This window comes from Achromobacter sp. DH1f (genome assembly GCF_000633435.1).
Taxonomy (GTDB): domain Bacteria; phylum Pseudomonadota; class Gammaproteobacteria; order Burkholderiales; family Burkholderiaceae_B; genus Achromobacter; species Achromobacter deleyi.
The window spans coordinates 1-23,126 of record NZ_AYMF01000028.1; the positions used below are offsets into that span (position 1 = coordinate 1).

25 protein-coding genes are annotated in these 23,126 nt (G+C 60.5%); 14 read left to right on the plus strand and 11 right to left on the minus strand.

Annotation, left to right across the window (positions count from 1 at the left end; genetic code table 11):
- Nucleotides 1-173: 173 nt before the first annotated feature.
- Nucleotides 174-1,367 (plus strand): ATP-binding protein, encoded by a 1,194-nt coding sequence (locus U858_RS0123405; RefSeq protein WP_025139584.1) that lies wholly within the window; start codon nucleotides 174-176, stop codon nucleotides 1,365-1,367.
- 126 nt (nucleotides 1,368-1,493) lie between these two features.
- Here the strand turns inward: U858_RS0123405 and U858_RS34970 are convergent, their stop codons facing one another.
- Entirely contained in the window at nucleotides 1,494-1,832 is a 339-nt protein-coding gene (locus U858_RS34970) for a hypothetical protein (RefSeq protein WP_081821696.1), read from the minus strand.
- Nucleotides 1,833-2,012: 180 nt separating this feature from the next.
- On the opposite strand from U858_RS34970, the gene U858_RS35710 reads away from it, so the two are divergent.
- The 3 genes from U858_RS35710 to U858_RS0123420 all read left to right on the plus strand — a co-directional run bounded on the left by U858_RS35710 (nucleotide 2,013) and on the right by U858_RS0123420 (nucleotide 3,764).
- A complete protein-coding gene (locus tag U858_RS35710) occupies nucleotides 2,013-2,165 on the plus strand; it encodes a hypothetical protein (protein ID WP_157838841.1) in 153 nt (50 codons plus the stop codon).
- A gap of 42 nt (nucleotides 2,166-2,207) precedes the next feature.
- Nucleotides 2,208-2,792, plus strand: a complete 585-nt coding sequence (locus U858_RS0123415) for a hypothetical protein (RefSeq protein ID WP_025139586.1) — start codon at nucleotides 2,208-2,210, stop codon at nucleotides 2,790-2,792.
- A gap of 273 nt (nucleotides 2,793-3,065) precedes the next feature.
- Complete coding sequence (locus tag U858_RS0123420) at nucleotides 3,066-3,764, plus strand: hypothetical protein (protein ID WP_025139587.1); 699 nt, start codon at nucleotides 3,066-3,068, stop codon at nucleotides 3,762-3,764.
- A gap of 23 nt (nucleotides 3,765-3,787) precedes the next feature.
- On the opposite strand, the gene U858_RS0123425 is transcribed toward U858_RS0123420, so the two are convergent.
- The 5 genes from U858_RS0123425 to U858_RS35720 all read right to left on the minus strand — a co-directional run bounded on the left by U858_RS0123425 (nucleotide 3,788) and on the right by U858_RS35720 (nucleotide 7,477).
- The gene (locus tag U858_RS0123425; RefSeq protein ID WP_025139588.1) at nucleotides 3,788-4,117 is read right to left on the minus strand and encodes a hypothetical protein; all 330 of its coding nucleotides are present in this window, start codon (nucleotides 4,115-4,117) and stop codon (nucleotides 3,788-3,790) included.
- 412 nt (nucleotides 4,118-4,529) lie between these two features.
- Nucleotides 4,530-4,763, minus strand: a complete 234-nt coding sequence (locus tag U858_RS35715; protein ID WP_157838842.1) for a hypothetical protein — start codon at nucleotides 4,761-4,763, stop codon at nucleotides 4,530-4,532.
- The gene (locus tag U858_RS34975) at nucleotides 4,754-6,499 is read right to left on the minus strand and encodes a patatin-like phospholipase family protein (protein ID WP_081821697.1); all 1,746 of its coding nucleotides are present in this window, start codon (nucleotides 6,497-6,499) and stop codon (nucleotides 4,754-4,756) included. The genes U858_RS35715 and U858_RS34975 overlap by 10 nt, the downstream gene beginning before the upstream one ends.
- Before the next feature lie 3 nt (nucleotides 6,500-6,502).
- On the minus strand, nucleotides 6,503-6,886 hold the full coding sequence (locus tag U858_RS0123440) for a hypothetical protein (protein ID WP_025139590.1): 384 nt from the start codon (nucleotides 6,884-6,886) through the stop codon (nucleotides 6,503-6,505).
- A 54-nt stretch (nucleotides 6,887-6,940) separates the two neighbouring features.
- Complete coding sequence (locus U858_RS35720) at nucleotides 6,941-7,477, minus strand: hypothetical protein (RefSeq protein WP_157838843.1); 537 nt, start codon at nucleotides 7,475-7,477, stop codon at nucleotides 6,941-6,943.
- A gap of 162 nt (nucleotides 7,478-7,639) precedes the next feature.
- On the opposite strand from U858_RS35720, the gene U858_RS0123450 reads away from it, so the two are divergent.
- Together U858_RS0123450 and U858_RS35725 are read left to right on the plus strand one after the other, a co-directional pair.
- Nucleotides 7,640-7,981: a hypothetical protein gene (locus tag U858_RS0123450; protein ID WP_025139592.1), complete on the plus strand. Its 342-nt coding sequence runs from the start codon at nucleotides 7,640-7,642 to the stop codon at nucleotides 7,979-7,981.
- Between the two features lie 127 nt (nucleotides 7,982-8,108).
- The gene (locus U858_RS35725) at nucleotides 8,109-8,558 is read left to right on the plus strand and encodes an ATP-grasp domain-containing protein (protein WP_232786588.1); all 450 of its coding nucleotides are present in this window, start codon (nucleotides 8,109-8,111) and stop codon (nucleotides 8,556-8,558) included.
- On the opposite strand, the gene U858_RS0123460 is transcribed toward U858_RS35725, so the two are convergent.
- Complete coding sequence (locus U858_RS0123460; RefSeq protein ID WP_157838844.1) at nucleotides 8,477-9,796, minus strand: hypothetical protein; 1,320 nt, start codon at nucleotides 9,794-9,796, stop codon at nucleotides 8,477-8,479. The genes U858_RS35725 and U858_RS0123460 overlap by 82 nt on opposite strands.
- Nucleotides 9,797-10,055: 259 nt before the next feature.
- On the opposite strand from U858_RS0123460, the gene U858_RS0123465 reads away from it, so the two are divergent.
- Together U858_RS0123465 and U858_RS0123470 are read left to right on the plus strand one after the other, a co-directional pair.
- Nucleotides 10,056-10,286, plus strand: a complete 231-nt coding sequence (locus tag U858_RS0123465) for a hypothetical protein (protein ID WP_157838845.1) — start codon at nucleotides 10,056-10,058, stop codon at nucleotides 10,284-10,286.
- A complete protein-coding gene (locus U858_RS0123470; protein ID WP_025139596.1) occupies nucleotides 10,283-10,975 on the plus strand; it encodes a hypothetical protein in 693 nt (230 codons plus the stop codon). The genes U858_RS0123465 and U858_RS0123470 overlap by 4 nt, the downstream gene beginning before the upstream one ends.
- A 46-nt stretch (nucleotides 10,976-11,021) precedes the next feature.
- On the opposite strand, the gene U858_RS0123475 is transcribed toward U858_RS0123470, so the two are convergent.
- A complete protein-coding gene (locus U858_RS0123475) occupies nucleotides 11,022-11,540 on the minus strand; it encodes a hypothetical protein (protein WP_157838846.1) in 519 nt (172 codons plus the stop codon).
- 149 nt (nucleotides 11,541-11,689) lie between these two features.
- Nucleotides 11,690-11,896: a hypothetical protein gene (locus U858_RS34980; protein WP_081821698.1), complete on the minus strand. Its 207-nt coding sequence runs from the start codon at nucleotides 11,894-11,896 to the stop codon at nucleotides 11,690-11,692.
- 567 nt (nucleotides 11,897-12,463) lie between these two features.
- Between U858_RS34980 and U858_RS0123485 the strand changes: the two genes are divergently transcribed.
- On the plus strand, nucleotides 12,464-12,754 hold the full coding sequence (locus tag U858_RS0123485; RefSeq protein WP_025139598.1) for a helix-turn-helix domain-containing protein: 291 nt from the start codon (nucleotides 12,464-12,466) through the stop codon (nucleotides 12,752-12,754).
- A gap of 254 nt (nucleotides 12,755-13,008) precedes the next feature.
- Entirely contained in the window at nucleotides 13,009-13,860 is an 852-nt protein-coding gene (locus tag U858_RS0123490) for a hypothetical protein (protein WP_025139599.1), read from the plus strand.
- 58 nt (nucleotides 13,861-13,918) lie between these two features.
- Here the strand turns inward: U858_RS0123490 and U858_RS36245 are convergent, their stop codons facing one another.
- A complete protein-coding gene (locus U858_RS36245) occupies nucleotides 13,919-14,425 on the minus strand; it encodes a hypothetical protein (RefSeq protein ID WP_232786589.1) in 507 nt (168 codons plus the stop codon).
- Nucleotides 14,426-15,887: 1,462 nt separating this feature from the next.
- Here U858_RS36245 and U858_RS0123505 point away from each other — a divergent pair.
- A complete protein-coding gene (locus U858_RS0123505) occupies nucleotides 15,888-17,048 on the plus strand; it encodes a hypothetical protein (RefSeq protein WP_025139600.1) in 1,161 nt (386 codons plus the stop codon).
- Nucleotides 17,049-17,612: 564 nt separating this feature from the next.
- On the opposite strand, the gene U858_RS0123510 is transcribed toward U858_RS0123505, so the two are convergent.
- On the minus strand, nucleotides 17,613-17,822 hold the full coding sequence (locus tag U858_RS0123510; RefSeq protein WP_025139601.1) for a hypothetical protein: 210 nt from the start codon (nucleotides 17,820-17,822) through the stop codon (nucleotides 17,613-17,615).
- Between the two features lie 273 nt (nucleotides 17,823-18,095).
- Here U858_RS0123510 and U858_RS0123515 point away from each other — a divergent pair, with 273 nt between their 5' ends.
- The 3 genes from U858_RS0123515 (at nucleotide 18,096) to U858_RS0123530 (ending at nucleotide 22,506) form a co-directional block, all read left to right on the plus strand.
- Nucleotides 18,096-19,973 carry a UvrD-helicase domain-containing protein gene (locus U858_RS0123515; protein WP_081821699.1) on the plus strand — a complete coding sequence of 626 codons (1,878 nt, stop codon included), beginning with the start codon at nucleotides 18,096-18,098 and terminating at the stop codon, nucleotides 19,971-19,973.
- 84 nt (nucleotides 19,974-20,057) lie between these two features.
- Nucleotides 20,058-21,098 carry a hypothetical protein gene (locus U858_RS0123520; RefSeq protein WP_025139603.1) on the plus strand — a complete coding sequence of 347 codons (1,041 nt, stop codon included), beginning with the start codon at nucleotides 20,058-20,060 and terminating at the stop codon, nucleotides 21,096-21,098.
- Nucleotides 21,099-21,381: 283 nt separating this feature from the next.
- Nucleotides 21,382-22,506 carry a hypothetical protein gene (locus U858_RS0123530; protein ID WP_025139604.1) on the plus strand — a complete coding sequence of 375 codons (1,125 nt, stop codon included), beginning with the start codon at nucleotides 21,382-21,384 and terminating at the stop codon, nucleotides 22,504-22,506.
- Nucleotides 22,507-23,126 lie beyond the last annotated feature (620 nt).

Consider the following 23,126-nt stretch of genomic DNA (forward strand, 5'->3'; position numbering starts at 1 on the left):
CTAAAAACTGGGTTAGGGTCATCGGCGTGTCAGACCTGAGACGATGGTTATTGGTGTTGCGTCCCCTTTTATCTGCACGCTTGGTGCGTATTCAGGATCACCGAATCCATCTTGCTTTATAGGGAAATTAGTGAAATTATGTTGGAACGATAATTTAGCTAATTTCCCTAGATATGGATCCCATCCGCAATCCGTTCGCGCCTGGTGCTGGCAGTCCACCTCCCGAGTTGGCAGGCCGGGATGAAATTCGCGAAGAGGTACGCATCTGCTTGGAGCGGCTACGTCTCGCAAAGCAGGCTAAAAGCGTGCTCCTCATCGGTTTGCGTGGCGTCGGGAAAACTGTGCTGCTGGATCAGATGCGGCACGACGCCGAGGCGGCCGGATTTCACACTGTCCGTATCGAGGCTCCGGAAAAGAAATCCCTGCCGGCCTTGCTCGCTCCTCAATTGCGCCTGGCGCTTCTCCGATTGAGCCGCGTGGAGGCCGCCCAAGACTACGCCATCAGAGGGCTTCGCGCGTTGGCCGGCTTTGTGGGTAAATTGAAGGTCACGTTTGGCGACATCGAGGTCGGTATCGACTATGACGCGGAGCCGGGGCTGGCCGACAATGGCGATCTCGAGGGCGACCTTTCAGCGTTGCTCGAACAGGTTGGGCGTGCCGCTCAAGCCGCTGGGACGGTGGCCGTACTGTTCATCGACGAACTGCAATATGTGGAAGAAGATCAGTTAGCTGCGCTGATTTCCGCACTCCATCGCTGCGCTCAGCAGAAGCTGCCGGTCACGGTAGTCGGTGCTGGTCTGCCTCAACTGCGTGGGCGAATGGGCGAGGCGAAGTCTTATGCCGAGCGGTTGTTCAATTTTTCGGAAATCGGCGCGTTAAGCGAAAGCGATGCGGCTCTTGCCATTACCTTGCCCGCGAAGGAGGAAGATGTTGCTGTTGATCCCGCTGCGATCGCGCTGATCACCGCCGAAACGCAGGGATATCCGTATTTTCTTCAGGAATGGGGGAAATCGGCCTGGGACGTCGCGGTGGAGAGTCCGATTACCGTCGACGACGTCCGAACAGCGTCGAAGGAAGCTGTAGCGGCATTGGACGAGAGCTTCTTTCGCGTTCGCTTCGATCGACTGACGCCAGCGGAAAAGAAGTACCTCCGCGCTATGGCAGAGTTGGGCCCTGGGCCACATCGTTCGGGGGACATCGCCCAGCAACTAGGGCGCGCTGTCGCTTCGTTTGGCCCAGTGCGCAGCACCCTTATAGCAAAGGGCATGATCTGGAGCCCGACGCACGGCGATACCGCGTTCACGGTTCCGCTATTCGATGAGTTCATGAAACGTATTATGCCCGGGGATGCATGGCGGACGGGGTGATGCTGCGCGGCGGCCTGTGATCCACAGTGAGCACTGCCGCGCTTGAGAAAATGATGGGCGGAAGTGGTGTTCCGCCCGCTCCGGCTACGCTTCTGGGCGCTTCGGCAGCAAGATCTTACCTGCGGATCATTTTCGATCGTCTCGGCGCTTTCCAACGACGACTGCGCCGCGGGTCACGGAGAATCCCGTATCGCCCAGATAGTTTCTGGCACCGCCGGACAACTGTGCATGAACTGGCTCACTGGCACCGATGGCCAGAGGCACTACGTTCACTACATCGTATCCTTCCGCATCGAAGTGGTTGTAGATCTTGGCCAATTCGTCTGCAAACTCTTGATAGTTCGCCGTCCGTGGTTGAGCTACTTCCTCGACTCTTTCTTTCCTGTTCCAAAAAAAGCCTTCGGTAGTCACGTTTTTGTATTTGCCTACGGAAGCATAAAACCAACTGGTGATGAACTTGCTCATGTCTCAGCCCTCTCAATTAATCGCTATGCCAGCGGATCTTAGTCTGGGTTTGATGAAATCGAACGGATGAGAAAGCGGGATATCGCGGTGTATTTCTTGTTCTGCCTCACATTTGCCCACCTCCGGAAAAGATGTCAACTCGGACCCAATCGGCAGTGGTGTCAATTCGACGACGTCTTCATGACGTCGCTTGCTGTGACGCTGGGTACGGAGGGGAAGGGCGGGGTTCTCGCCGGGGATCCGGATGACACTGGCCAGGTGGTGTTGAAGCCGATGCTGGTCGGGCCAGACTTCGTGTTCCGGTCGGGCATGGCCAGCCTGGTGCGCAGGTAGTGTAGACGCCCAAACTGGGCACGATATGGAGGAAGGTTGGAAATGAGTACGCGTAGCTACGCTGCAGACTGGACAGAAGCTCTGGACCGTTCCGCACGATTTGGGCTGAAGGTTCCCGAGATGGTGGCGCCGGGGGAAGAGCGCTATCTGACGAGCCAGCGCCAGGCCGAGTTTCCCTATGTGATTCGCCGTGCGTTGGGCGACTTGACCGTGGATGACCTGGTTTGTCAGTGTATGGCCATCAACATTCGCCTGCGGGCGGTGCTTCAGGAGTGGCTGGGCTGCGAGGTCTACTACACGATTGGCTGGGTGGACACTGACGCCGGCGCGCCACTGTTCCAGTTCGATGACGCGTTTATCGCCGAGAAGCTCGCCAATGGCCATCCTGGCGGGGAGATTGGGTTGCACGCCTGGGTCACGCTGCCTTCTCTGGAGGTGATCGACGTGTCACTGGCAACCAGCTTCGCCGTGCTGCAAAACCGCAAGGATGGGCACGGTGGTGTGATCGCGAGCCATCCCGATACCCTGAGGGGATTCGCGTATCGCCCGATGCTGGTGGGCGACGATTTCCTGCGCAAGACCGGAATCCTGATCGAAGGATCGTTCCTTACCATCGAGCGCAGCTGAGTTCGATAGATGGTGCCCGGCCGGCGCCGCGGGCGTCGCCGGTTGGGAGGCTTGAGGTTCATGATAGACACCCGATTGAACATGAGCCGGCCTGCGCAGGCCATTGCTGATGAGCCCGGCCAGACATCGTGGTAAATTCTCGGGCATGCACTGGTAGGTGCTGGCCGTCCGCAATGGCAAAGTTGAGTCACTACCACATTCTGCAGTACCCCCTTGGAATCTGGATCGGATTCCTACTGAGCGGACCCTAGGAGTCTTTCGATCGAGAGACCAATGACTGCAATCGAAATCACATGGGCCGTTCTGGCCCGTCTGAAGAAGGCCGCCAAGGCTGCCAAGACGACCTATCCCCACCTTTCGCACACACAGCGCATGGATGCCTTGGCGGCGTCCGAGTTCGGTGTTCGACATTTCTACGAGTTGCAGCAGCGCTATGAGGCGGTGGTCGACGCGTGCGTCGACAAGCGTGGGCCCGTCCATCGCTGCCGTCTTTGTGGGTTGGAATTTGACGGTGGAGAGGCGCAAGACCAGCAGCTGCACCGCGCGCAGCACCAACGCTACGAAGAGGTCAGCCTGGTGCGCAACTATCTGCCTGCCCAGTACGCCGAGCGCGAGCGGCTGAAACGCCAAGGTTACGAGTGGATGCGGTCGGCGAATGCTGCTCAGCAACGCGAGGGCGCCCTGGCAATTCTGCTTTCGCACTTTGACCGCTCGCTCGACGCTGCGATCTCGGACAACCGCTGGCCGGACCACCCGTATTTCGAGGAGTACGTCCAGGCGGCATTGGCCGATGCTGGTTTTATCCCGGCCTCGATTCGGCAACGCTTGATCGAGGAATTCGGTGTCCGTGAAGCCGTGATGGCGCTTGGATCAACATACTGGCCGGCTGGTGTCGTTCGCGGCAAAGCGGCGAGGCCTCAAGTGAACCTTCCGACTGAGGCATTGCTCAAGCAACGCATCGAGTTGACCTGACGTTCGTGCGCTGGACGGTCCGGCTACAACGTGGTTAGGCGATCAGTGCCATCAGGCATGGGGCGGATTAGCAGCCAAGCCTGCAGGCGATCGTCAGCCGAATCGGCCGCGCCAAGTCTGTCGCAGCCGAACGGCATGAGGATCGCGTACACGCCAGGGGCAACGGCGTAGTGGTGGTCGACTTTGGGATGGCTGCCAACAGCCGCCCGCAACTGGTTCAGGAAGCGCTGGCGGTCCCAGCTAGGGGGCATCGGTGAACGGTGCGGCATGGCGCGCAAATGCGCCATGGCAGCGTCGATCTCGCTGTTGCTGATGATTATTTCGCGGTTCTTGCTAGCAAACACTCCGAGCATGCTTCCGGCGGCCTATGTTGGCAAAGAGCAGGCGTTGGGGGCACCGCGCCTGTCTGGCAATTGTATGCGGGGCCGGCGTCTGCCCGGGCACGCAGGCCTGGTCAGAGCGCTATCAATGGCGATGAATCTGAGCTGATCGAATTCGGCGTGCGTGAATAACATGAACCGGTTGATCGGATATCAATCAGCTTGGACCAGGGGCGTGGTGCGAGCGCTGACATTCTCTGGCCCGGACGATCTTGACGACCTGCCGGGGATGGGACGTCTTGTGTCTCGGGCAGTGGTGGTATGCGGTGAGTGGTTGCCTGCCGTGTTCGACAGTGTGTAGCGCGCAGACTCGCCGCAATCCGGCATTCAACATCGTGCGGGATGTTGAATGCCGTATTTGTGAAACGCATGCAGCCGACGGTTCCTAACGCTGGAACGTCAGCTTGCTTTTTTGGTACTGAGCCTTGGCGAGATCTGACTTGTCTAACGCCTCTTTGAGGCGCTGCGCTGCAGTCTCAACCGCCGCGTTCACTTCTACCATGCGGCGGTCGCGGAGGAATCTGCTTTTCCTGACAGCCGACTCTGCCTTTGATGCCTGCGCTGGCGTTTCGTTTACGGTACGGACACTACCGTCTTTCTCATAAATTCTTACAGCCATGAGACGCTCCTTCTTGCGAGCTTGCCGAATTCGGCTTTGTCAATTGATTGTAGTGCAAGTGCCCTTAGGATGCCGGCGTACTGAACAAGGCGTTCTGAGTTCGTCTCTAAAAGCGTCCCCAATTCATCAGGGGAGTCGATCACGGCTACGACGGCGTTCGATGTGAGTGCGCCTGGGGTGTAGCCAGTCGCAACTGGAGCTACCGCCACCGCCGCTATCCAGCGACTGTCCTTGAAGACGCGGTCTGCTTCTTGGGCCGACGGCATCGGAGTGTCGAGGCGGAAAGCAGTCAAAAAGCTGACCGCGGTGTCACGATGTGTCCAGGCGGCGCCTACCACGGGGTGATCGAGCGATATGCGGAGCCCGAGCACGTCTGCAGGATGGCCCACCGCGTAGACGATAGTCATCGACAAATTGTCGTCGGGGCGCTGCACCGCCAGAGCAATGCGAAACGATACTCCAGGCGAGGGGATTTTCCACAATCGACGTCGCATATCTATCCCTCGTGCCACGTAGTCGCGTAAAGCTTCCAATTGCTGATTAACCAGATGTGGAATTTCGGTCAGTTCATCGTTGAGGAGGTTAACTGTTTTCTTTCGGGCAGCCTGTATCTCTTCGCTAAATTGAGAAAATGACGCGTTAAAGTCTAATACTCCCAGAGAACATTCAAGCTGGACATAGATGAGCCTTTTGACTCCGCGCCTGTGAATTTGAGGCGGGCCGGCAACAACAGCGTCCATAGCTGCGTGCAGCCAGTATCTCCCGTTCTGAGGTGAGGCCTTCAGTCCGAATGCAATTGTTGCGGCGTTTGGATTTAGTTCTCGCTCTTCATCAAAGGCCCACACCGGCAGGTTTGAGAGCAAACCTCCATCAAGGAACGAACGCCGACTAGGGCTGGTATCCTGCGGGCCTTGCATCTCTATTTCCAGCGGCTGAAAGATAAAGGGGAGGCGGATGGATGCGGCTACTGCATCTGCGACTGCGGTATGCGGTGTGGTTTCGAATGAAAACAGCTGCAGTGATTGATCGCTGAGGTTGGTGGCAATCAACTTTAGAGAAGTTGCGCCCGATTTCTTTAAGTCTTCAAAGGTTATATTCTTTTTTTTGAGTCCGATTTTTTTTGCCAGTGCGATGTCAATAACGGATCGTACGGCATCCAAGGGCGCTAGGCCCGTGTGGATTTTTTGAATATACCCTTTCGCTAGTGCAACTAATACGACAAGCCCAGCTAGTAAGAATAGGGTGAGGAACGGCCAAGCTACCAGTGCGCCGAGCGTGATCGAACCGAGCGCAGCGGCTAAGAGCTTTAAACCCCAAACCAGCTGCTTTGGGCGCTCCTTCTTACACCACGATGTAAAGCGTGACAGTGTCTGGGCGTGCCCCATAACCCTAGATATCGCTTTCCAACCGCGGTCGGTGAATAGGTCAATTGGCCTGGAGTATTCGCCGGGGGCCACAATTTTTAACAGATGAGATTTGGTCTCGATGTCAAATATTTCCTTTGCCGAATATCCCGCAGCGATCAGGGCTGCGATGATCGCCCCAGCGGAGGTGCCGGCCACCCCCTTGATTTCGAGCTTGAGTTCATTGACTGCGGCGAGGCCACCTACGTGCGCAATTCCCTTAGCACCGCCCCCTTGAAACGCCAAAAACACGGGAGGTAGCAGCTTCTTTGATGGCGACGTGTCAGGTGTCTCGGCTACTTCAGCCGATCCCAGTTCTTGTGGTGTGAGCATTTTCTAGTCACTGCTACGGCTGAATGTGCCATTTTGAATTAGGTCACCAAGCACAGTAATCGCTGCTGGCGAAAGCTGAATATGAAGGCTGTGGCCATTGTCGACCAGGCGGTACTGCGTAGCGAGTTGAAAAAATTCAACTTGGGCCCCATCCTTGATTTTTTTCGAAAAGCGCCACGTCTTACCCAAGAGGGCAGCTAACCACTGTATATCCTGATCGTCGAGGGCACTATGTGCCGTATTTTTCAACAGATCGTTAAGATTCACGGTGATCTTTGGGTTGAAGTTCTGGTGCAGCTGGTCGGCGAGGTGATAACTCAGCGCTTGGATGACTCTGACTTCATCAAAGGTCATCGGCAGGTCATCGTTCGCGCGTATTTTGTCCACTGTCTCTCCGAAATCCTGGATATTTAAGAGGAGAATTCTATATGCGAATTTTACCTACTTTGGTGGGGATAAAGCATTTATTGCGTCAGTGCAGAATCTTATGAACTGAAATGCCATGGCCGGCGTATGGATGTCTGCGGTGCCATGAGCGAAGTCGTTTCGCAAGATCAGCATCGCTTCATAGGCGTCTGGAGGCGCGGGCACTGCTGCGTCGCCTGGTACGGCGGCTAACTTTGGCAAGAGCCCAATGCTGCGCCCTTTGTCCATAAGAACGCGGAGGGTGCCTTGCTTTTTGGGAGCTTGCCCAAGTTGTCGGAGGCGATGCTTGAGTGCGAGCTCGAATGTGGTGCAGGCGAGGAGTTCCGCTACCAGAAGCAACTCATAGTCGAACCAGGAATAGAGAAGAATGTTACGAGTGCGGTCGAAGGACGCACGAACAGCGCCTGGCGGCGAGCCTTTAAGTGTCAATTCGGCGATTTTGGCGTGGTGGCCAACCATGTCGGCCTGACGCAATCCCTGTGCATCATGGATGACCGTACCGCTGTTGCGGGGATCAGCGCTTAGCATGTTGTCGACTGACTTGAAAACCATTGCGGCGTCTCCGTCAAATATTTTGTCGAGTGAGTTGCGTGTGCGAGCATATTGCCTAGACAATTACTGATCAGCCGCTGCGGTTGGATTCGATTCATTCTGGCAGAATGTGAATTGTTCGCTACACGTGCTGATAACCCTTTTAACTGATCGGAGTGGTGCATGGACGCGTTGACGTTGTTGAAGTCTCTGCAAAATGCGGGGTGTGAATTTGCTGTGCAGGTGCCCGGCATCGGCGGCGTGGCGACGAGAGTAGCGACCGCAGAACAGGCACTACGCCTGCCACAGGATAAGCAGGGTGTGTTTGCCGAGCTGATGGGGCTTGAGCGCGAGGAATACCTGCTATGGCAAGGGGACCAAGGCGCGGTCTATTGCTCGGGCACTACAACCAAAGGTATGCCCTGCCGGCAGTACATTGTGGGCGCCAGGCATCTGGCGCCTCAGTCGTGGAAGGCGCAGCGCGCGGCCGGGGGCTACTGCGCAGTCCACGGGGGATCCAGGTAGCGATATGGGCGTGGTCGTGTTGGAGGGTAGGGGTCGGCTCGGCTTCGGGGAACAGATACTGCGGACGGAAGCGCTGGCCCGGGGCCATGAAGTGGCAATTGTTGGTCGGTCTGACCTGAGCAGAGCGGTGCTGCAGGACGCTGCCCTGGCTTATGGCGGTGTGCCATGGACGCGAGAGGCGTTCCAGCACGCAGGTGTTTCCTTGCCGGTGGACGACCCCTATCCTGCCGCGGCTAGGTTCGCGCTTGGGCGCCGAGTCTGGCGCGAGGAGCGCCTGGCCTCGGCATTGGTGCATCCGCGACCGTTGTTCATCAAGCCTGCAGATAATTGGAAGCGGTTTACCGGCTTCGTGGCCGATTCGCTGATCGAGATCGGGGATCTTCGCTTTCAGGGGTACTCCAAGGCTCGACCCGTTTGGTGTAGTGAGGTGGGGGTACTGGCGACCAGCGGAGCCACCGTTCTGGTCGAAGTGAACGATGGCTTTTCGGTGGGTGCCTACGGTTCGATCGCTCCTGCACTCTTCTTCGATGTGCTGTCCAGTCGCTGGTCGGAACTGATGGGCGGCGGTGGGCCGTGATGCGTGCGGCGTACCAAATCGACGCCCGACTCTAGCAGCTGTTCCAGTAACGCGTCTCTGCTCGTGGGGAGATTTGCAGCACGCTCGGCCAGCTTAAATGCGGCTCGTCTGGCAAGCCGGCGGGCGGCAACTCTTTGCGTGCTCGAGACAGTGTCTATCCCAGCCCTTCCGTGAAGAAATTTGCTCCTCAGGTCAAACAGCGAGTCATACTCGTGTGCCGCGCAGTCGTCGCCGAGCAGACCGGCCAATCTAGCGGCGACTCGCAGGCTTGCAGATAGTTCTTTGTACTTGGTGCGTCTGCCGTAGTCAGCTTGGGTACCAACGGCTGCCTCTATCGCTGTGATGTGCGCGAGGAGTTCGTCGATCCCCTTGGCTTGAAATGCGCGGACAAGGAAGTGTTGGACTGGGGTGGCGAAGAGGGAAGTGCTCTTGGCGTTCTCTATATTCTGCCAGTAGTCGGAATTCAGAAGGGCGATTTTGCCCTGCACCTTGAAATGCAGATGGGCCTTGGTGGGACTTTGCTCCTCGTGCTCGCTGCCATCAGGATAGACTTCGAGGTGCCAGTGGATGCTAAGTCTGTCCGGAATTGGTGGTGAGAGCGGTGGCACGAAAATGTCCGATTCCACCGTGTAGACCCATGGAATTTGGAAGCCAAAAATGTTCTCTTGGGGGAAGGCGACCCATTCTTCCCACGGGGCGAGCAAAAGGAAGAAGACGGCATCTTCAACCGCCTGTGGCCAGCCATTTTCGTGCGGTTTGACGGCTCCCCAATCCTTGGGAAGAACCTGGTCCATAAATGAACCTGATCGTCGAGCGGGCGAGCCTTGAATGGGATACGGGTCTTTGACCACCAACCACTTCACCATAGAGAGACGTTCGAGGTCCACTCCTTCACCGGTATGAAATTCGGTAAGCCTGGCCATGTCTAACTCCAGAGCGAGTTCTTCAGGCGAGAACGTGCGCACCACCGCATTGCCGAAGGCAAGGTCCGGCCAGTCATCGGCCAAGTCCAAAGGGCAAAAGTGTGTGCGGACGCGGTGAGTGCACGTGCAGGCGTCGATCAATTGGGCGGCGACGTCTTCTAGATCCGTCGACGCTTGTTCGCCGTCCTCTTGGGAGGGAAGGCCAAGAGAGCGTAGCGCGTTGAAGAAGGCGAATTGTTGCCCGAAATAATGAGCTGGGCCTTCTGTGTACGGGCCGCAGGCTTCAATGAGTCGCGCCAGTTCGGGCGTGGACAATATGCCCCCCTTGTATCGCGGCGCTGCTGCCCACAAGTCCTGGAGGGCTTTCAAGAGGTGGTGGTCCATAGTGGCCAAAGTGTTGGATGAAGCGCTCGGCGTGTACGCCGCCCAGCGTAGGATTGGCTAAGGTAACAAGAGTTTTCTGAGGCCTCAAATCTGATGTATCTTGACTGTCCCGAGGAAGAGGTGTTGATGGGCTGCAACTGGGGCTGGTGCCGGAGAGGACATCCGCGGATGTTTGTGCAAAAATATGCGCATGGCTAAGCAAGCACCCCTCAGCAAAAAGGCGACAATGGCGACTCCGCGCTCTCAGAGCACGGGGCGAGGATCGGTCGCGAAAAATAGCGCTAGCGGGGTGTTCATGAAGGTCAAAGCGGGCGCCAACGCCGCCAATCCGTATTGGATCGGTGTTGACAAAGGCGTGAAGGCCTTGAAGCGGGCGGGTGTGCTGACCCCGACCGGAAAACTCGCGAAATTGTTCAAGTGAGCGCGGGCCACCTGGTAGTTGCGTATCACGGGTGTGACGCGGTGGTTCGGGACGATCTTGTCTCGCGGCGCATTTCGCATTTGAGCCATAGCCGCAACGAGTACGACTGGCTTGGCCCGGGGGCATATTTCTTCGAGGGTGATTCAGCTCGTGCGTTGAAGTTTGCGCGGGCTTCACACGAGCACCCTGAAAGGCTCTATACGAAAGAACCGATTCTATTGCCGGCGTCTGTCGGCGTTGTATTGTGCGTCCAGCACTGGTTGGATATGACGACGCAAGAGGGGCTGCAGGAGTTTGCTTTAGCGCACGCGGCTTTCATCAGGCTATTCGATCATAAGGGTGTGCAGCATCCGGAGAACGTCCGGGCGAATGACGATGACGCCGATATCCTGCTGCGGAAACTGGACAACGCAGTATTCACGCATCTGCACGAAGTGCGTGACGAGGTGCCGATGCTGCCATACCAGGCTGTGCGGGCGGCGTTTCCTCAAGGGCAACCGATCGCCGCCAATTCGGGATTTCGGTTCGACACCCACATTCAGATTGCGGTGAGAGATGACACTTGCATCCTCGGGTGGTTTTACCCCGATGGCGAAAAGCCCTTGTCACCGACCGACTATGCCACGGCCAAGGCTGACTTGGAAGCAGCTCGCCATCGTTCGCGTAAGCCGCGAAAGCGCGCCAGTTAGAACTGGGTAGGGGCGTGTTGCCGAAGGGGCTTGCGGCCTGGTCCGTTTAGCACTGCGGGTATAGGTCGGCGATCACCGCGCAGCAGATCTGGAAGACGTCGACGGTTTGAGATGGGGGAACCCGGTCAGCCGTGCCGTGGGCGAGCCCGTTGCGCATGTCCAGCAGTCTTTCGTACAGGTCGCCCCTGCGCTCCTCCACCGACTTGCCCAGCGCCGGAAGTACTGTGTCTTCGCGCGCCTTAATGATCAATTTCCCCATGGTCGAACTCGTTGGACCGCCATTCCCATGGACTCTATGGTGGAGCGCAAGTTCCACCGCGGAGAGAGCCTGGGTCTGAGCAGGGATGAAGAGGTCGTAGTCGAGCCATGCGTACAGCAGGATGCTCCGGGCCCGGTCATAGCACACTTCTACATCCGCTGGCGCTCCTGCAGCTAACGCGAGGCCGGCAACGATGGCGTGATATTCAGACATGTCTGCTGGTGGCCGCCTCTTGGCCTCATCGATGATGCCGGATGACGTGATGGGATCGGGGCACAGCATCTGATCGGACGTTCTGAATGGCATTTCCGGCTCGACTGTGTGCGTTGGGCGGTGGATTCAGCGCTATTTCTTGTACTGCATTTCCTGCGTGGGCACGAACTGCTGGGCGTCATCTGCCTTCGAGCAGCCGGCCAGAGCCGCCCCCATCGCCAGGATCAGGCAGGCGATATACCTCATGGTTGGTCTCCCCTAGCGGGGGATAGTCCAAACTGCGCGCGCGCGTAAATTGCGCTGCAGCGCCAGATTTCCTTACCCTGACGGCTGAAGATCGCCGTGTCGCCGCTGATCAAGCAGTCGGCTTCTGGATAGATGTGGCTGTGGCCATTGGCCGCGGCAGCAAGCTCATTTTTTTCTTTGCAGCGCGCTTTGTATTTCTTCATCTCACACTCCTGTCTCTTTGGCCCGGACGATCGCCGACGATCCGGATCGCGATAGATCCAGATACTACGCTGCCCATCTCAGGCGAGAAAATTTTGAATCAGCGAGGTACCAGAGGGACGCTACGTGCCGGGTTGGCTGCGTCCAGTCGCTGGCGTAGTGCTTGCAACTGCTCCATTCGCTCATGCCAAAAACGTCTTTCTCGAGGGTCGACGGCGGCTGCTGCTGAAGCGATGAACGCGTTGTCAAAATCCTCAAGCATATCCACCAGGCCTTCTGGTACTGACGTCCAACCGTTGACGGTTTGACCCGGGCCATTTGCGGGGAGCGGCGAGAGGTTGGTGAAGTGGCGCGCGCCATTGCGGGCCGGTGGTGGCCAAGTCAGCGAATGGGCGATCGAGGGTAGCGGAGCATTGTTAGAGCGAGAGGTCATGACGAGGTTGCCGGGGTGAATTGCCTTGCTAGTTACAAGAAAGGACGCAAACGGTAAAATTTTGAAATGAACACTATAGTTTGTAGCTCTATAGAGCGCAATGCGTTGCTATGCGGGTTTACAGGGGAACCCATTAGTGGCAGCAAAGCACTCTCTTGCGTCGGCATTGAGAACGGTGAGAAAAGCCCGTGGCTTAAGCCAGGAAGACTTCTCGGACGTCTCGAGCAGGACGTATATGAGCGTACTCGAACGGGATTTGAAAAGTCCGACCCTTAGCAAGTTATCAGACATCTGCGAAGTGTTGGATATTCACCCGGTAACATTGCTGGCGCTGGCTTATGGCGGTGGGGCGCCGGCCGGAGCCAATGACGTATTGGACAAGGTCCGCGAAGAGCTTCTAGAGCTGGGCGACGTCCCGGCTGAATAGCTCGCGTGGTTCCTGCTGGTGTTTGAATAATACGTGGAATGCACAATCGACAATTCTAAGAGCTACCTGCATGTCGATTTTGTAGGAAGTTTCCTTAAGCCGGTGCGTTATGCAGTCGTATAGGGTATGAGGTAGGGGCGTTTGCCTCGCCAGCTGCGCGACGCGCTTTGCGGCTTCAAGGCTCTCGCCGGTCGGTTCGATGAAGCCGACCCGTTAGGCGCCCGCACAATTGGATCCCTCCCCAACAGCTCACCATGCTCGCCCTGATTTCTGATTGGCTCATCGCCCTATACCAGGGGCCGCCCCTGGCCTTTGCTTTGGTCCTTTGTGCCGCCTCGATGATCGTGATCGTCTGGGGCTGGTGGGCAGCACACGGCCTGTGCCTAAAGGACATGGCTCAAGGTCGACGTGCATTCCGCGCCCACCCCAAGCATTATCGATTTACCTTACTGATCGCCGCTGCGTTGCTGCCGTTGCTTATTGATGAAATGGCTGGGGACGAGAGATTGCCACTCATCCTGACCTACATAGTCGGTGCTGTACTGATCACCGGTTTGTATGGTGGGGTACTTCTCTATTTCATCGGCCGCTTGAACTGGACGGTGGAGACGTTTGGAGCAGGCCTTGGCAGGATCCTGATTACCAAAGCCTGGGATGGACCCCACCTTTGGTCGTTGCATTTTTCAGGTGCGGATTTGCCGACGCTACTACGCGCGGTGAAGCATCGCCTGCTCGTGCTATGTCGCCGGCGCAGGGGAAATTTTCGACTCCTGAACACCTACTCGGATACGCGCAGGCTGATGGCCACTTTGGAGCAAGTGGCGCTGCAGGTGCTGGATGGCGCGGTGCGCAGCGGTCAACGGGAATTCTGCCTGGTGCTGGCATCGCCGCTTCTCTGGCAGCGGGAAGGCCTGGTGCGCCGTTTGGAGCAGACTTTGATCGGGCAGCCCGACTCGCCATGGCAGGCCAGGCGAGTGGAGCACAAGTTGGCCGCGCTCGAGGCGGGGTATGGCAGGTTTCTCTTTGGCTGGCCGGCGGCCGCCGGCGGTGGCGTTCGCGCGGCAGGTTTGGAAATCCACTTGAATCGGTCGGGCAGTCAAGTCTGACGAGCTGGGCAACTCGCCGGGCTGTCCGCGCGGGCAGGACCGTCGCGATGCGCCTGGTCTAGGGGACGGTAGCGTTGGCGCCAGCGGCGTCGTCGCGCTTCCACTGAAACCACCAGCCCTGGTAGTGGCGACAGTTGGCGATTTCTTCGAAGCCGCAGACCATCATGCCCCTTTCGGAATCGAAGGTCAGCAGCTCTGGCTCGTAGAGAGCTGGAATTGGTGAGTTCTCGACGCTGCCGAACTTCCCATGGCGTGTCATGGCCATGGTCATGACGAACCGATTCAGGCTCTTGTTCATCACCGAGCTCATGCTGACCGAGCCGACGACCGGCGCGCCCCAATCGGTATCCCTCAATTTCTCGCCAAGCCGGTGGGTCCTTACGACCGAACAGAGCAGGCCGGCGCCCCCTGTCTTCCATTGCAACCACCAGCCCTGGTAGTACCGGCGGCCGTCGATGTCTTCAAAGCCGCACACCATCATGCCGCGGTGCGACTGGAACGTCAGTAGGACAGGGTCGAATAGATCCGGGAAGGGCGCAGGCTCAAAGCGGCCGAACTTGGCCATGTCCTGAGCGGTCAGGTCTGGCGACCTCGCGGTTCAGGCTCGGACTACGAGTAGAGGACATGCGCACGCCCCTGGCGTCTTGGGGCTCCCATTCGGAGTCATCAAGCCGTGCGCCAAGGCGATGTGTCCGGACAACGGAACAGAGAAGGGCGCCCATAAAACACCTGTCTAAAAACACAGTATAAGCCGTTCCAAGGTGCCGGCAGTGATCACGCTCGGCAACCAGGTCGCACTCGGCGCCGCGGGCCTGGCTGGGGCTGTCCGTGCTGGTGGTGGTGGCTCGAACAAGGCCAGCTGCCTGGTGATCGAAGGGGTATCGGTAGGCGAGAGCATTCGGTCAGCTCGTTGGTGCTGCGGAAGCCAGTAAGGACCGTTCTCCTGGGGTAGCGGCGCCCTGATCGTCAGTGAATGGCATTGAATGGCAGCGCGATTCGCGGAGCGGTTTGAATGCCCTTCACTGGCATTCACTGCCATCTAGGAAAAGGCCAACAAAAACAGGAAATTGCGCTGCGTCATGGAACGAATCGACGGTCGGCAATTTCTTCTCGCACGATTCATTTGCCAAATCATGGCGTTAGGGAATAAGAGGTGAATTTCTATGACCCCATGTGGAATTCACTGAACTTGAGAGGTGACACTTACATCCGAAAATCGTGTGCCATTTGCTCCGGGCGCGCTGCGCAAAGCGCCGATAATTGCCGGAAATCGCGAATTTCTGGCGGGTGGCTACCCGCTGAAAAGGCCATCTCCGAGGTGATTTCTTGCCGCACGTCGCATTACTCCGAAAATTTCCCTTCCCACTAATGGGGAAGAATCCGCTCTCGTTCGAAATCACGCCTGTTTTGGCCCGCTCCTGCTCGCAATCACCCCTGGCAGGCCGTTCACGGGCTACATTCGTCCCCTACGCGGGCGTTCCAAGCGCGACCGCCCCAGTGCGTCACCGCGCCCCCTACAAGCCGCTTCCAGACGCGCATACGCCCCAGCAGGCCCCGCACACGGTCGCGCCCGCCCCCTGCGCCGCCGCCCTCTGCGTGACCGCTCCGCTGCGCTTGCGCCGTGTACGCCCGCTGTCTGGTGCTTCCGCACACGTGGAATGCGCGCCTGGTGGACCCGACCACTGCGCCCGCGCCCCTCGTCGGATACGGGTGGCTCTGCATTCGCGCCAGGGCCGTTTCCGGCCCTACCAGCGGCACCGCGCGCCCGAAGACGTTCGCACCCCCATCGCATTCTTCCGGTCGCCTACGCCCCCCATAGGGCTTCCCTCCGACGCATTCGCCCCCCACGCTTCCGTCCAAGACGCCGCCACTCAACTGTGCGCTCGCGCCCCTGGGCAGATTCGAATTGGTGCCTCTGCGCACCAGCAGGACCCGCTCTGGGCCGCTTTCATTCCTGGGGTCGGATTCGCCCTGGTCGGTCCCTCCGCGCGCCCTGGTCGCTATTGCGCAAGTCTGGAGGGGGTTTGATGGAGCCGCGCCCCCTCGGTGTTCTCGTCTATGGCGCCCCCGGCCTGGAGGCGCATTCGCCGGCCGATGCCCTCGCCCAGTCCGCCCCCGCCCTGGTCGCAAGCGCCCCCGATTCAGACGTCCAGGCGGAGCCGCCCCCCGCGGCCGCGCGCGTCTTGATGACGTCTACGACCGAGACCTACGCGCGCGCACTGGTACGTATCCAACGCGCGGTGGCACACACCGGACATGTGCCGGCCCGGCCCGGATACTTCCAGGCGCTCGTCGATTGGTTGGTGCATCACGCCCCCAGTATTCGCCCAGGGACGTGGATGATCAGGCGCGCGGCCCTACGGGACTACTTCGCACGGGAGGGCTCGCAGGAAGCCCTGGATGCGGACGCACGCCTGGAGGCGCTTTCGCCCCGGGACGGATTCAAGGGGGTGCGTCCGGGCACGACGCAGCGCCTCTACGCCGCGGCATCCACCAAGAGGCGCCACGTGTTGCCCGCTCATCTGCGGCTACTCACTCAGCGTTTGGCGCTCCAGGCGCGCCCGCGCAAGGGCGGTCGCCTCGATCCCAGTTCGTGCGTGACCGTCGCCATGCGAGCGTTTCAGGCGGCAGGATTGCGACCGAATGAATGGCCGCGGGCGGAGTGGGTCTCGCCGGGGGCGCTGGAACTCAAAGTGCGAAATTCAAAGCGACGGCAAGCACTCCAGACGCTTCCGTCCATGGTCGGGGCTGAGCCGGCCCCGGAACTGCCGCGGGAGCGCATCGTGAGGGTCGACCCCCAAGATCGTCTGTGGGTCGACCTGTTTCTCGCCTATGTGGCGCGCGCGTACGCGCAACCTGGTGGGTATCGAGCGTTCTACGAGGCCATGGACCGCAAGCGCTATGACGTGTGTCAGCAGCTGGGCATCACGCTCACCTTCTATATGGCGCGGGGTCAGTTCGGCGCAGACCGCAAGAAGCGCGATGGGTTGCACGCCGCGGCGATTGAGATGGGGAATTCGCCCCGGAAGGCTTCCGCATACTACGGTCCTATCGGCAAGGCTCGCCCAGGGGTGGTGCGCTCGAAGGACCGTCCTTCTGAGCAGCAGCGCCATCAGGAGTCGCCGGCGCCGCAAGCGCCCCCGCCGCCCCCCGCCCATGGTGAAAGCGTCGATACCGGTTTCTTCTAGGCTATAGAGGCGATCAAGGTGCATCACCCGGAGCCGCGGCCAGGGGTGGAGGCAGGCGGCGCTCTCTTAGCGGGTTGCAGGGCCTTCAGTGCTGCCCATCTACCGGCGAGCAAGCCCGCTCTGTCTGAGGCGTTGGGCATTGGGGGTGAGATGGGTGAGTCGCTGTGGGCAGTGTTCACCGCGCCTCACGGCACTGCCCAAAGCTCGCGCCTGCCTGGTGCGACAGGTTGGGACAACCATACGGCCCTGGGCGGCCTGGCTGAAATGGTGCAAGGCCAGGCCTAGTTGCTGGGTCGGGGGCCTTCGGCCATTGGAGGCCATGCGGCTGGTTCGGGTGATCTTGTTTGGCGGCATCGCATTGCCTTGCCAGGATCGCTGGAGCGGATGCGTTCAGGGCCACCCGGGGGGAAAGCTCCACGAAGGCAGGCCGGCGTGGGCTCGAAGTCCGTGCCGGCCGGTGGCTTTACCACGCGTCGCCGACCAGCCGCTGGGTTCAAGGCAAACGCCCGACGCTAGCGAGGCTGCCGGGCGCCGTCCGTGGGGGCGCGGCGGCAGCCGCCCTGTTCAGGTGGGGGCGCCTGCGGTCATGAGCATGATTTGGGAAAGGCCCGTCCCGCAGTGACTGCTGATGGCGTCGTGCCCTTTACCGCAGCGGTGCACCTGGCCGCCGCCAATCCGATCGCGAATGGCGAGTGCGGCGCCGTACTCGGTATTGCTCTCAGCTTGCAGGTTGGGCAGGTTCTCACCCAGTTGATGGAAGGTGTAGGTGATCACGCTGCGGGCTCCTGATTAATTGGTTCTGAGATCCAGCCTACGGATTGGGGGCGCACCCCTAAAACTTTCGGACAGGTTCCGAGGCAGACGGAAACGGGCGACCGGACTCTGGCGAATGGGAGTCTGCCGCGGCGCCCCCCGAGACGGCTGCGAGGGCGTTGCACTGCGGTGGTCGCGGGGCGGCCCTGTCGAATCAAGGGCGTCCAGTCTTTCGACCTTATTGGTATGAATTAAACTTACTATTCATACAAATAATTGGGCGGAGTTCAATCTATGGCCATCGTGCGCGGCGGTGACGCACCCCAGGATATCGGCGCAGACGAGTTGGTGTCCCCGGAATCGGACAGCCCGACGACCGCTCAACCGCGCTTTCGCTTTGTGGTGCCCGGCGTTGGCCTGGTGCAGGCTCAACAGGCTTCGCCTGCGGCAAGGCCCGCTCCCTTGTCACCACGGGGGGCGGCTTCGACCATCGCTGCGGGGACGCCGCCGGCAGGTTCAAGCTATCTCAATTCAACCCGCCCGGCGCCGGCGACGCGCGCCCCCAGCTACGGTCAACCTGGCGCAGGGACTGGTTCGGGCCGTTCGCCTGTGCTGCGGCCGCCGTCGAGCCGCGCGCCGGCGGCGCAATCGGCCATCACGCCGACACCCGAACAGCAGGGGGTCATCGACGATGATGCCGACGTTGTCGTGGTCAAGGCGCTGGCCGGCAGCGGCAAGACCACAACGTCGGTTGCGTTCACCGTCGCCAGACCCCACGAGAAGGCGCTATATATCTGCTTTGCCAGGGAGAATGCCAAGCAGGCCAGGCCGCGATTTCCGCGGCACGTGGATTGCTCAACAGGCCACGCGATCGCGTACCGAAGCCTGGATGCGCGGACCAAGGCGCGGGTGCTCAAGTACTGGAATGCCAGAGTGCTCGTCGATGACCTGCACGGGCTCACCGGTTCCCGGCCGAGCTGGACGGATGCCGCGGTCATCTCGCGTCTGTTCCAGGAGTTCTTTGCCGACACATCCCCCCACGTGAGCGTTGACCTTCACAGCGCGCGCGCGCTCGCGCAGGATCCTCGGCTGGCCCGGGCCAAGCTGGAGGATTGTGCTGCAAAGGCCAATCTGCTCTGGGCAGACATGTGCGACCTGAATGGGCGTGCGCGGCTGCCTCACGACGCCTACCTGAAGCGTTTCATCCTGGGCCGGCCCAACCTGGGCTACGACAGACTGATCTTTGAGGAAGCCCAGGATGGCAACCCGCTGATGGCGGCGCTGGTACTCCAACAACTGGACTATGGCGCCAAGCTCTTGATCATTGGCGACCCGTACCAGTCGATCTACAAGTTCCGTGGCGCCTACAACATCTTCAACGATCTTCCGGGCGGTGCTTCCGAGCACACAATGACCAATACGTGGCGCTTCGGCCCGCAGACGGCCGACAAGGTCAACCTGCTGATGGATGGTTTCAATCCGGAAGAGCCAGCTCGCTTGGTTGGATGTGGCCAGGACCTGCCGTGGAATGAGGCGGTCCCCACGACCTATCTTGCTCGCACCAACTCCAAGCTGTTCGAAATTGCGGTCGCGCACGCGGAGTCCAAGCGCACGCCCATCTATTGGGTGGGGGGCGTAGGCAAGTACCGCGTGCATATGCTGCTGGATGCCTATGCCTTGTGGGAAGGCCGGGTGAACGATGTACAGGACGAGTTCTTTCGCGGCTTCTACAGCTGGAAGGAACTGTCCAAGTACGCGGAAACCACGGGTGATCCTGACGCGAGGATTCTGGAATCTCTCGTTGACCAATACCGTCACCGAATGCCCGAGATCGTCGAAAAGATCAACGGCCAGATCGCCGAGACCATTGAGGATGCGGGCATTGGCTTGGGCACTGGCCATGGGGCAAAGGGTCTCGAATTTCCCCAAGTGGTCCTGTGCGACGACTTTGACAGCTTTTTCTACCGTGCGCTGGCTGCATATCAGGCCGGCCAGGCCGACAGCGATGACGAGCAGGAAATCAACCTGCTGTACGTCGCGCTCTCCCGGGCCCAGCACTGCGTTCGCCCCAATCCTGGCCTGGTTGCCTGGATGGATCAGGAGCGTCTGCGCCGCCAGCTCGCACCCACCGAGACCAACACCCGATCTATGTCGATGAGCGATCGTCCGTAGCGTCAGAGGGGGGCGCCAGTCGCCCCGTCGAATTCGAATTCACCTGGCCCGCAATGCGGGTCGATTTCACCTTAGGAGCCGCCTGTGCCCGAACTTGCAGATACCCAACCCGCCTCCGGCGCCCCCGCACCCGAATCGCTCGTGCAACTGGCGGTCATCGAGGCCGTCCACGGCCCGGGTAGCACGCAGCTCTCCAACATTCTGAAAGGCGCGTACGGGTCCTATCAGGATGGCTGCTTCGTCATTGATCCCGCCCTGCGGCGCGCGGACGAGCGGTTTCTCCCGGCAGAGCTGCGCTACTCCGAGCCCGGGGGCGTGATCGTTCTGGATCTGCCCCGGCATCTGCTGCCGGTGGTCAAGGCCAACCTGGCCGCAACGCTGAAGGCACGCTGGGCCGACCTGTACAACAGCCTGCGAGGCCCCAGCCAGGCGAACAGCGCCATGGCGCAGATGCTGAACAACGACGAAGCGCTGGCGCGCCAGGCGATGGATGCGATTGTGGCGGAAACAGGGGCGACGCAGGCCTTCATCAGCCCGATGCAGGCCAAGGGGCTGCTGGTCAAGTGGCGTACGACCATTCCCACCTCGCTGCCGACCGGGGAAGATGACGAAGTTGACCCGGATTGGACGCTGCAGGAGCAGCCCTTCGGCAAGATGCACGCCGGCGTCACGCTTTCCCGCGGGGGCGACATCGCGCCGTGCCCCGAAGACGCCGCCTTTGGTTCGCTCGAGGCGCGCGCCGCGAGCAATCCGGTCGATGCGACGCAAGATCGGGCAGACGGAACTCTGCTGATGCGTGTATTCGCGCCTTCGGTGGAATTGGCGCAGGCATACGCGGATCTGGTCGCGCAAGACCGCGCCATGCGCGACCTGGTGTTCTCTGTGGGCCATCCGTCGGCGTTTCAGTTGGAGAGCGTCGGCGCGCCGTACGCCCCCCAGGCTGTTGAGATGGAAGCTGCAGCGCAGATCCCCGTCGAGCAACAGAAGCTGACCCAGGCGCCGGAGGTCGATTCGTCCGCGCAGGTTCCCGAAGCGCCGGCGCTGCCGCCTGCTGACGAAGGCTTCTTCGCCGACGACGCGCCCCCGCCGCCCCAACAGATCGAGCGCCCGCGCGAGCGCGGGTAATTAAGGTCGCCGGGCGTTCAACTTCCTTGGGAGCGTAAAAATGGTGATCCGCTTCAACATCCCTGGCGCCGGCCTAGTCGGACCGGAGACAGACCCAGCGCCACGTGTTGCCGCGTCGCCCCCCGCGGCGCACCCGGCGCCGCAACGCCCACAGCGGCCGCCTGCCCCAGCTGCACCGGCGCGGCCTGGCGCCGCAGCGCCGCATCAGCAGTCGCCGCAGCCGCGCCCGCGGCCGGTAGCTGTCGCGCCGGCGTCGCAGGCTGTAGTTCAACGGGAGCCGATCATGGACGCCCCGCCGCCTGCAGAGCCGCCCCCATGGCTGGATGACGCCCCAGCAACGCACACTTTCGACGATGAGCCGCCCGCTTGGTACGGCGGCCCGGATGAAGAGGTGGATTCGGGGGGAGATCGTCGGGGCGGGCTGCCCAAGGCCGATCCTGCCGACTTCGCTCCCGAAGCGACCATGCGCTTCCACCAGGGTGAGCCTGAGGACATCCCGCTCGGGTCCTCGTTCTCGCCCAGCGAATGGGCCTCTGTGCGATCGGGCCCGGACGTGCGCGCCACCGCGGTCGAAATCGACTTTGGGGGCGGCCGCGCCCTGGTGTCGGCGTCCTGGGACGAGGCCGGTAACGAGGTGCTGGCCAACCTGGCCGCGGACCGTCTTCGGTTTGTCGCGCCAGGGGCGGCTTCGCATCCGGAAGGGGCCGCCTTGGGCCGATTCGCCCTGGTGGCGGATCCAGGCTGGGTTGGGCGTTCCATTGACGACTTCGGTCTGCCTGCGGGCACCACCAAGGTCGGAAACGTCCTGGTCGATGACGCTTCAGGGGAAGTCCTGGGAGAAGCGTCCCCAGTGGAGCAGAGCCGCCTCGAGTTGGCTCAGGCCGCGCGCGAGGCCGGCGCCGACGTCTTGGTGTTCACCACCCCCAGAGACTGGCTATCCCTGAGAGCGCAGATCTACCACGAGCGTGAGCAGGCTTGGTACGACGCTCGCCAGGCGTGGCCGCGCCTGGCGCCGATCGCCGTCCTGCACCGACCCTTGATCATGGTCGATCCCGCGGCCGAGCTGAGTTGCGCCCAGATCGACTGGATAGTCGCGGCCGTGAGCGATCAGGGCGTGATCGGGCCAGCCAGGTCGGGCGCCAGGTGGACGGAGGGTGAGGCTCGAGCGGTGATGAAGTGGCTGCAGCTGGAGCGCAGTAGACCGGAAAACCAGGGTCTGGATGAAGCCGCCTGGATCCGACTCGAGGACGTGGCGATCGTCAAATTGGTGGATGAGCGCGCCAGGCCCACTCCGAGCGCCACCGCCCTAATCGAGTGTCTCGCCACCAGGTCTGCGGTGGAAATTCAGAGCGAGAACGAACTCATTCCCCCGGCGCCGGCGGCTGTGTACGAGCGCCCCCGGGGCTAGATCGCAGTCACATTGGGCTGAACCCTTCACCGTCGTCGACCATCCCATATTTCCGCCGGCGAGCATGAGATGTCCACCGCGCCGGCACCACCTCGCGCCGCAAGGTCTGCTGGAGTGCCAGCTCGGTGCGCAACTCCGGCCCTTCAGTCGCTTGCTCGGCGGCGCGATGGCGGAAGCCAAGAGCGATGTGGTCGCTCGCGAGGATGAGGTCTTCGCCGGTGTCGTCGCGTTTGCGTAGGACGATGTGCGTCTTGTCGGCGTTCCAGTGGTTGACGGCAAGCCCATCGAGGGCCCCGCCCCGGTTAGCCTCCGTGTCGCCCGAACCTGTAACTCGGGTCGGAGGCGTTAGCTGAGAGGAACTAGGGGACGATGGAGGCCCGTCAGGGGCGAGGCACCGAAGGTGGTCCGGCGCTGCACCACGCCAGCGCGACCGGCCATCTCCCGGGCTTTTCCTGGTGGCCGGGGGTGCCCAGCCGTGCGGGCTTTGCTACATTTGTCTTTGGGCGGCTTTTCGCGGAGAATGTGGGCTAGGCCCTGTCCGCCTGAGCTTCGAGCGGCTCAATCAAGACTGCGTTCTGTTTCTCCCCCGTCTTTCTTGCCACCACCATGCGATATCGCCT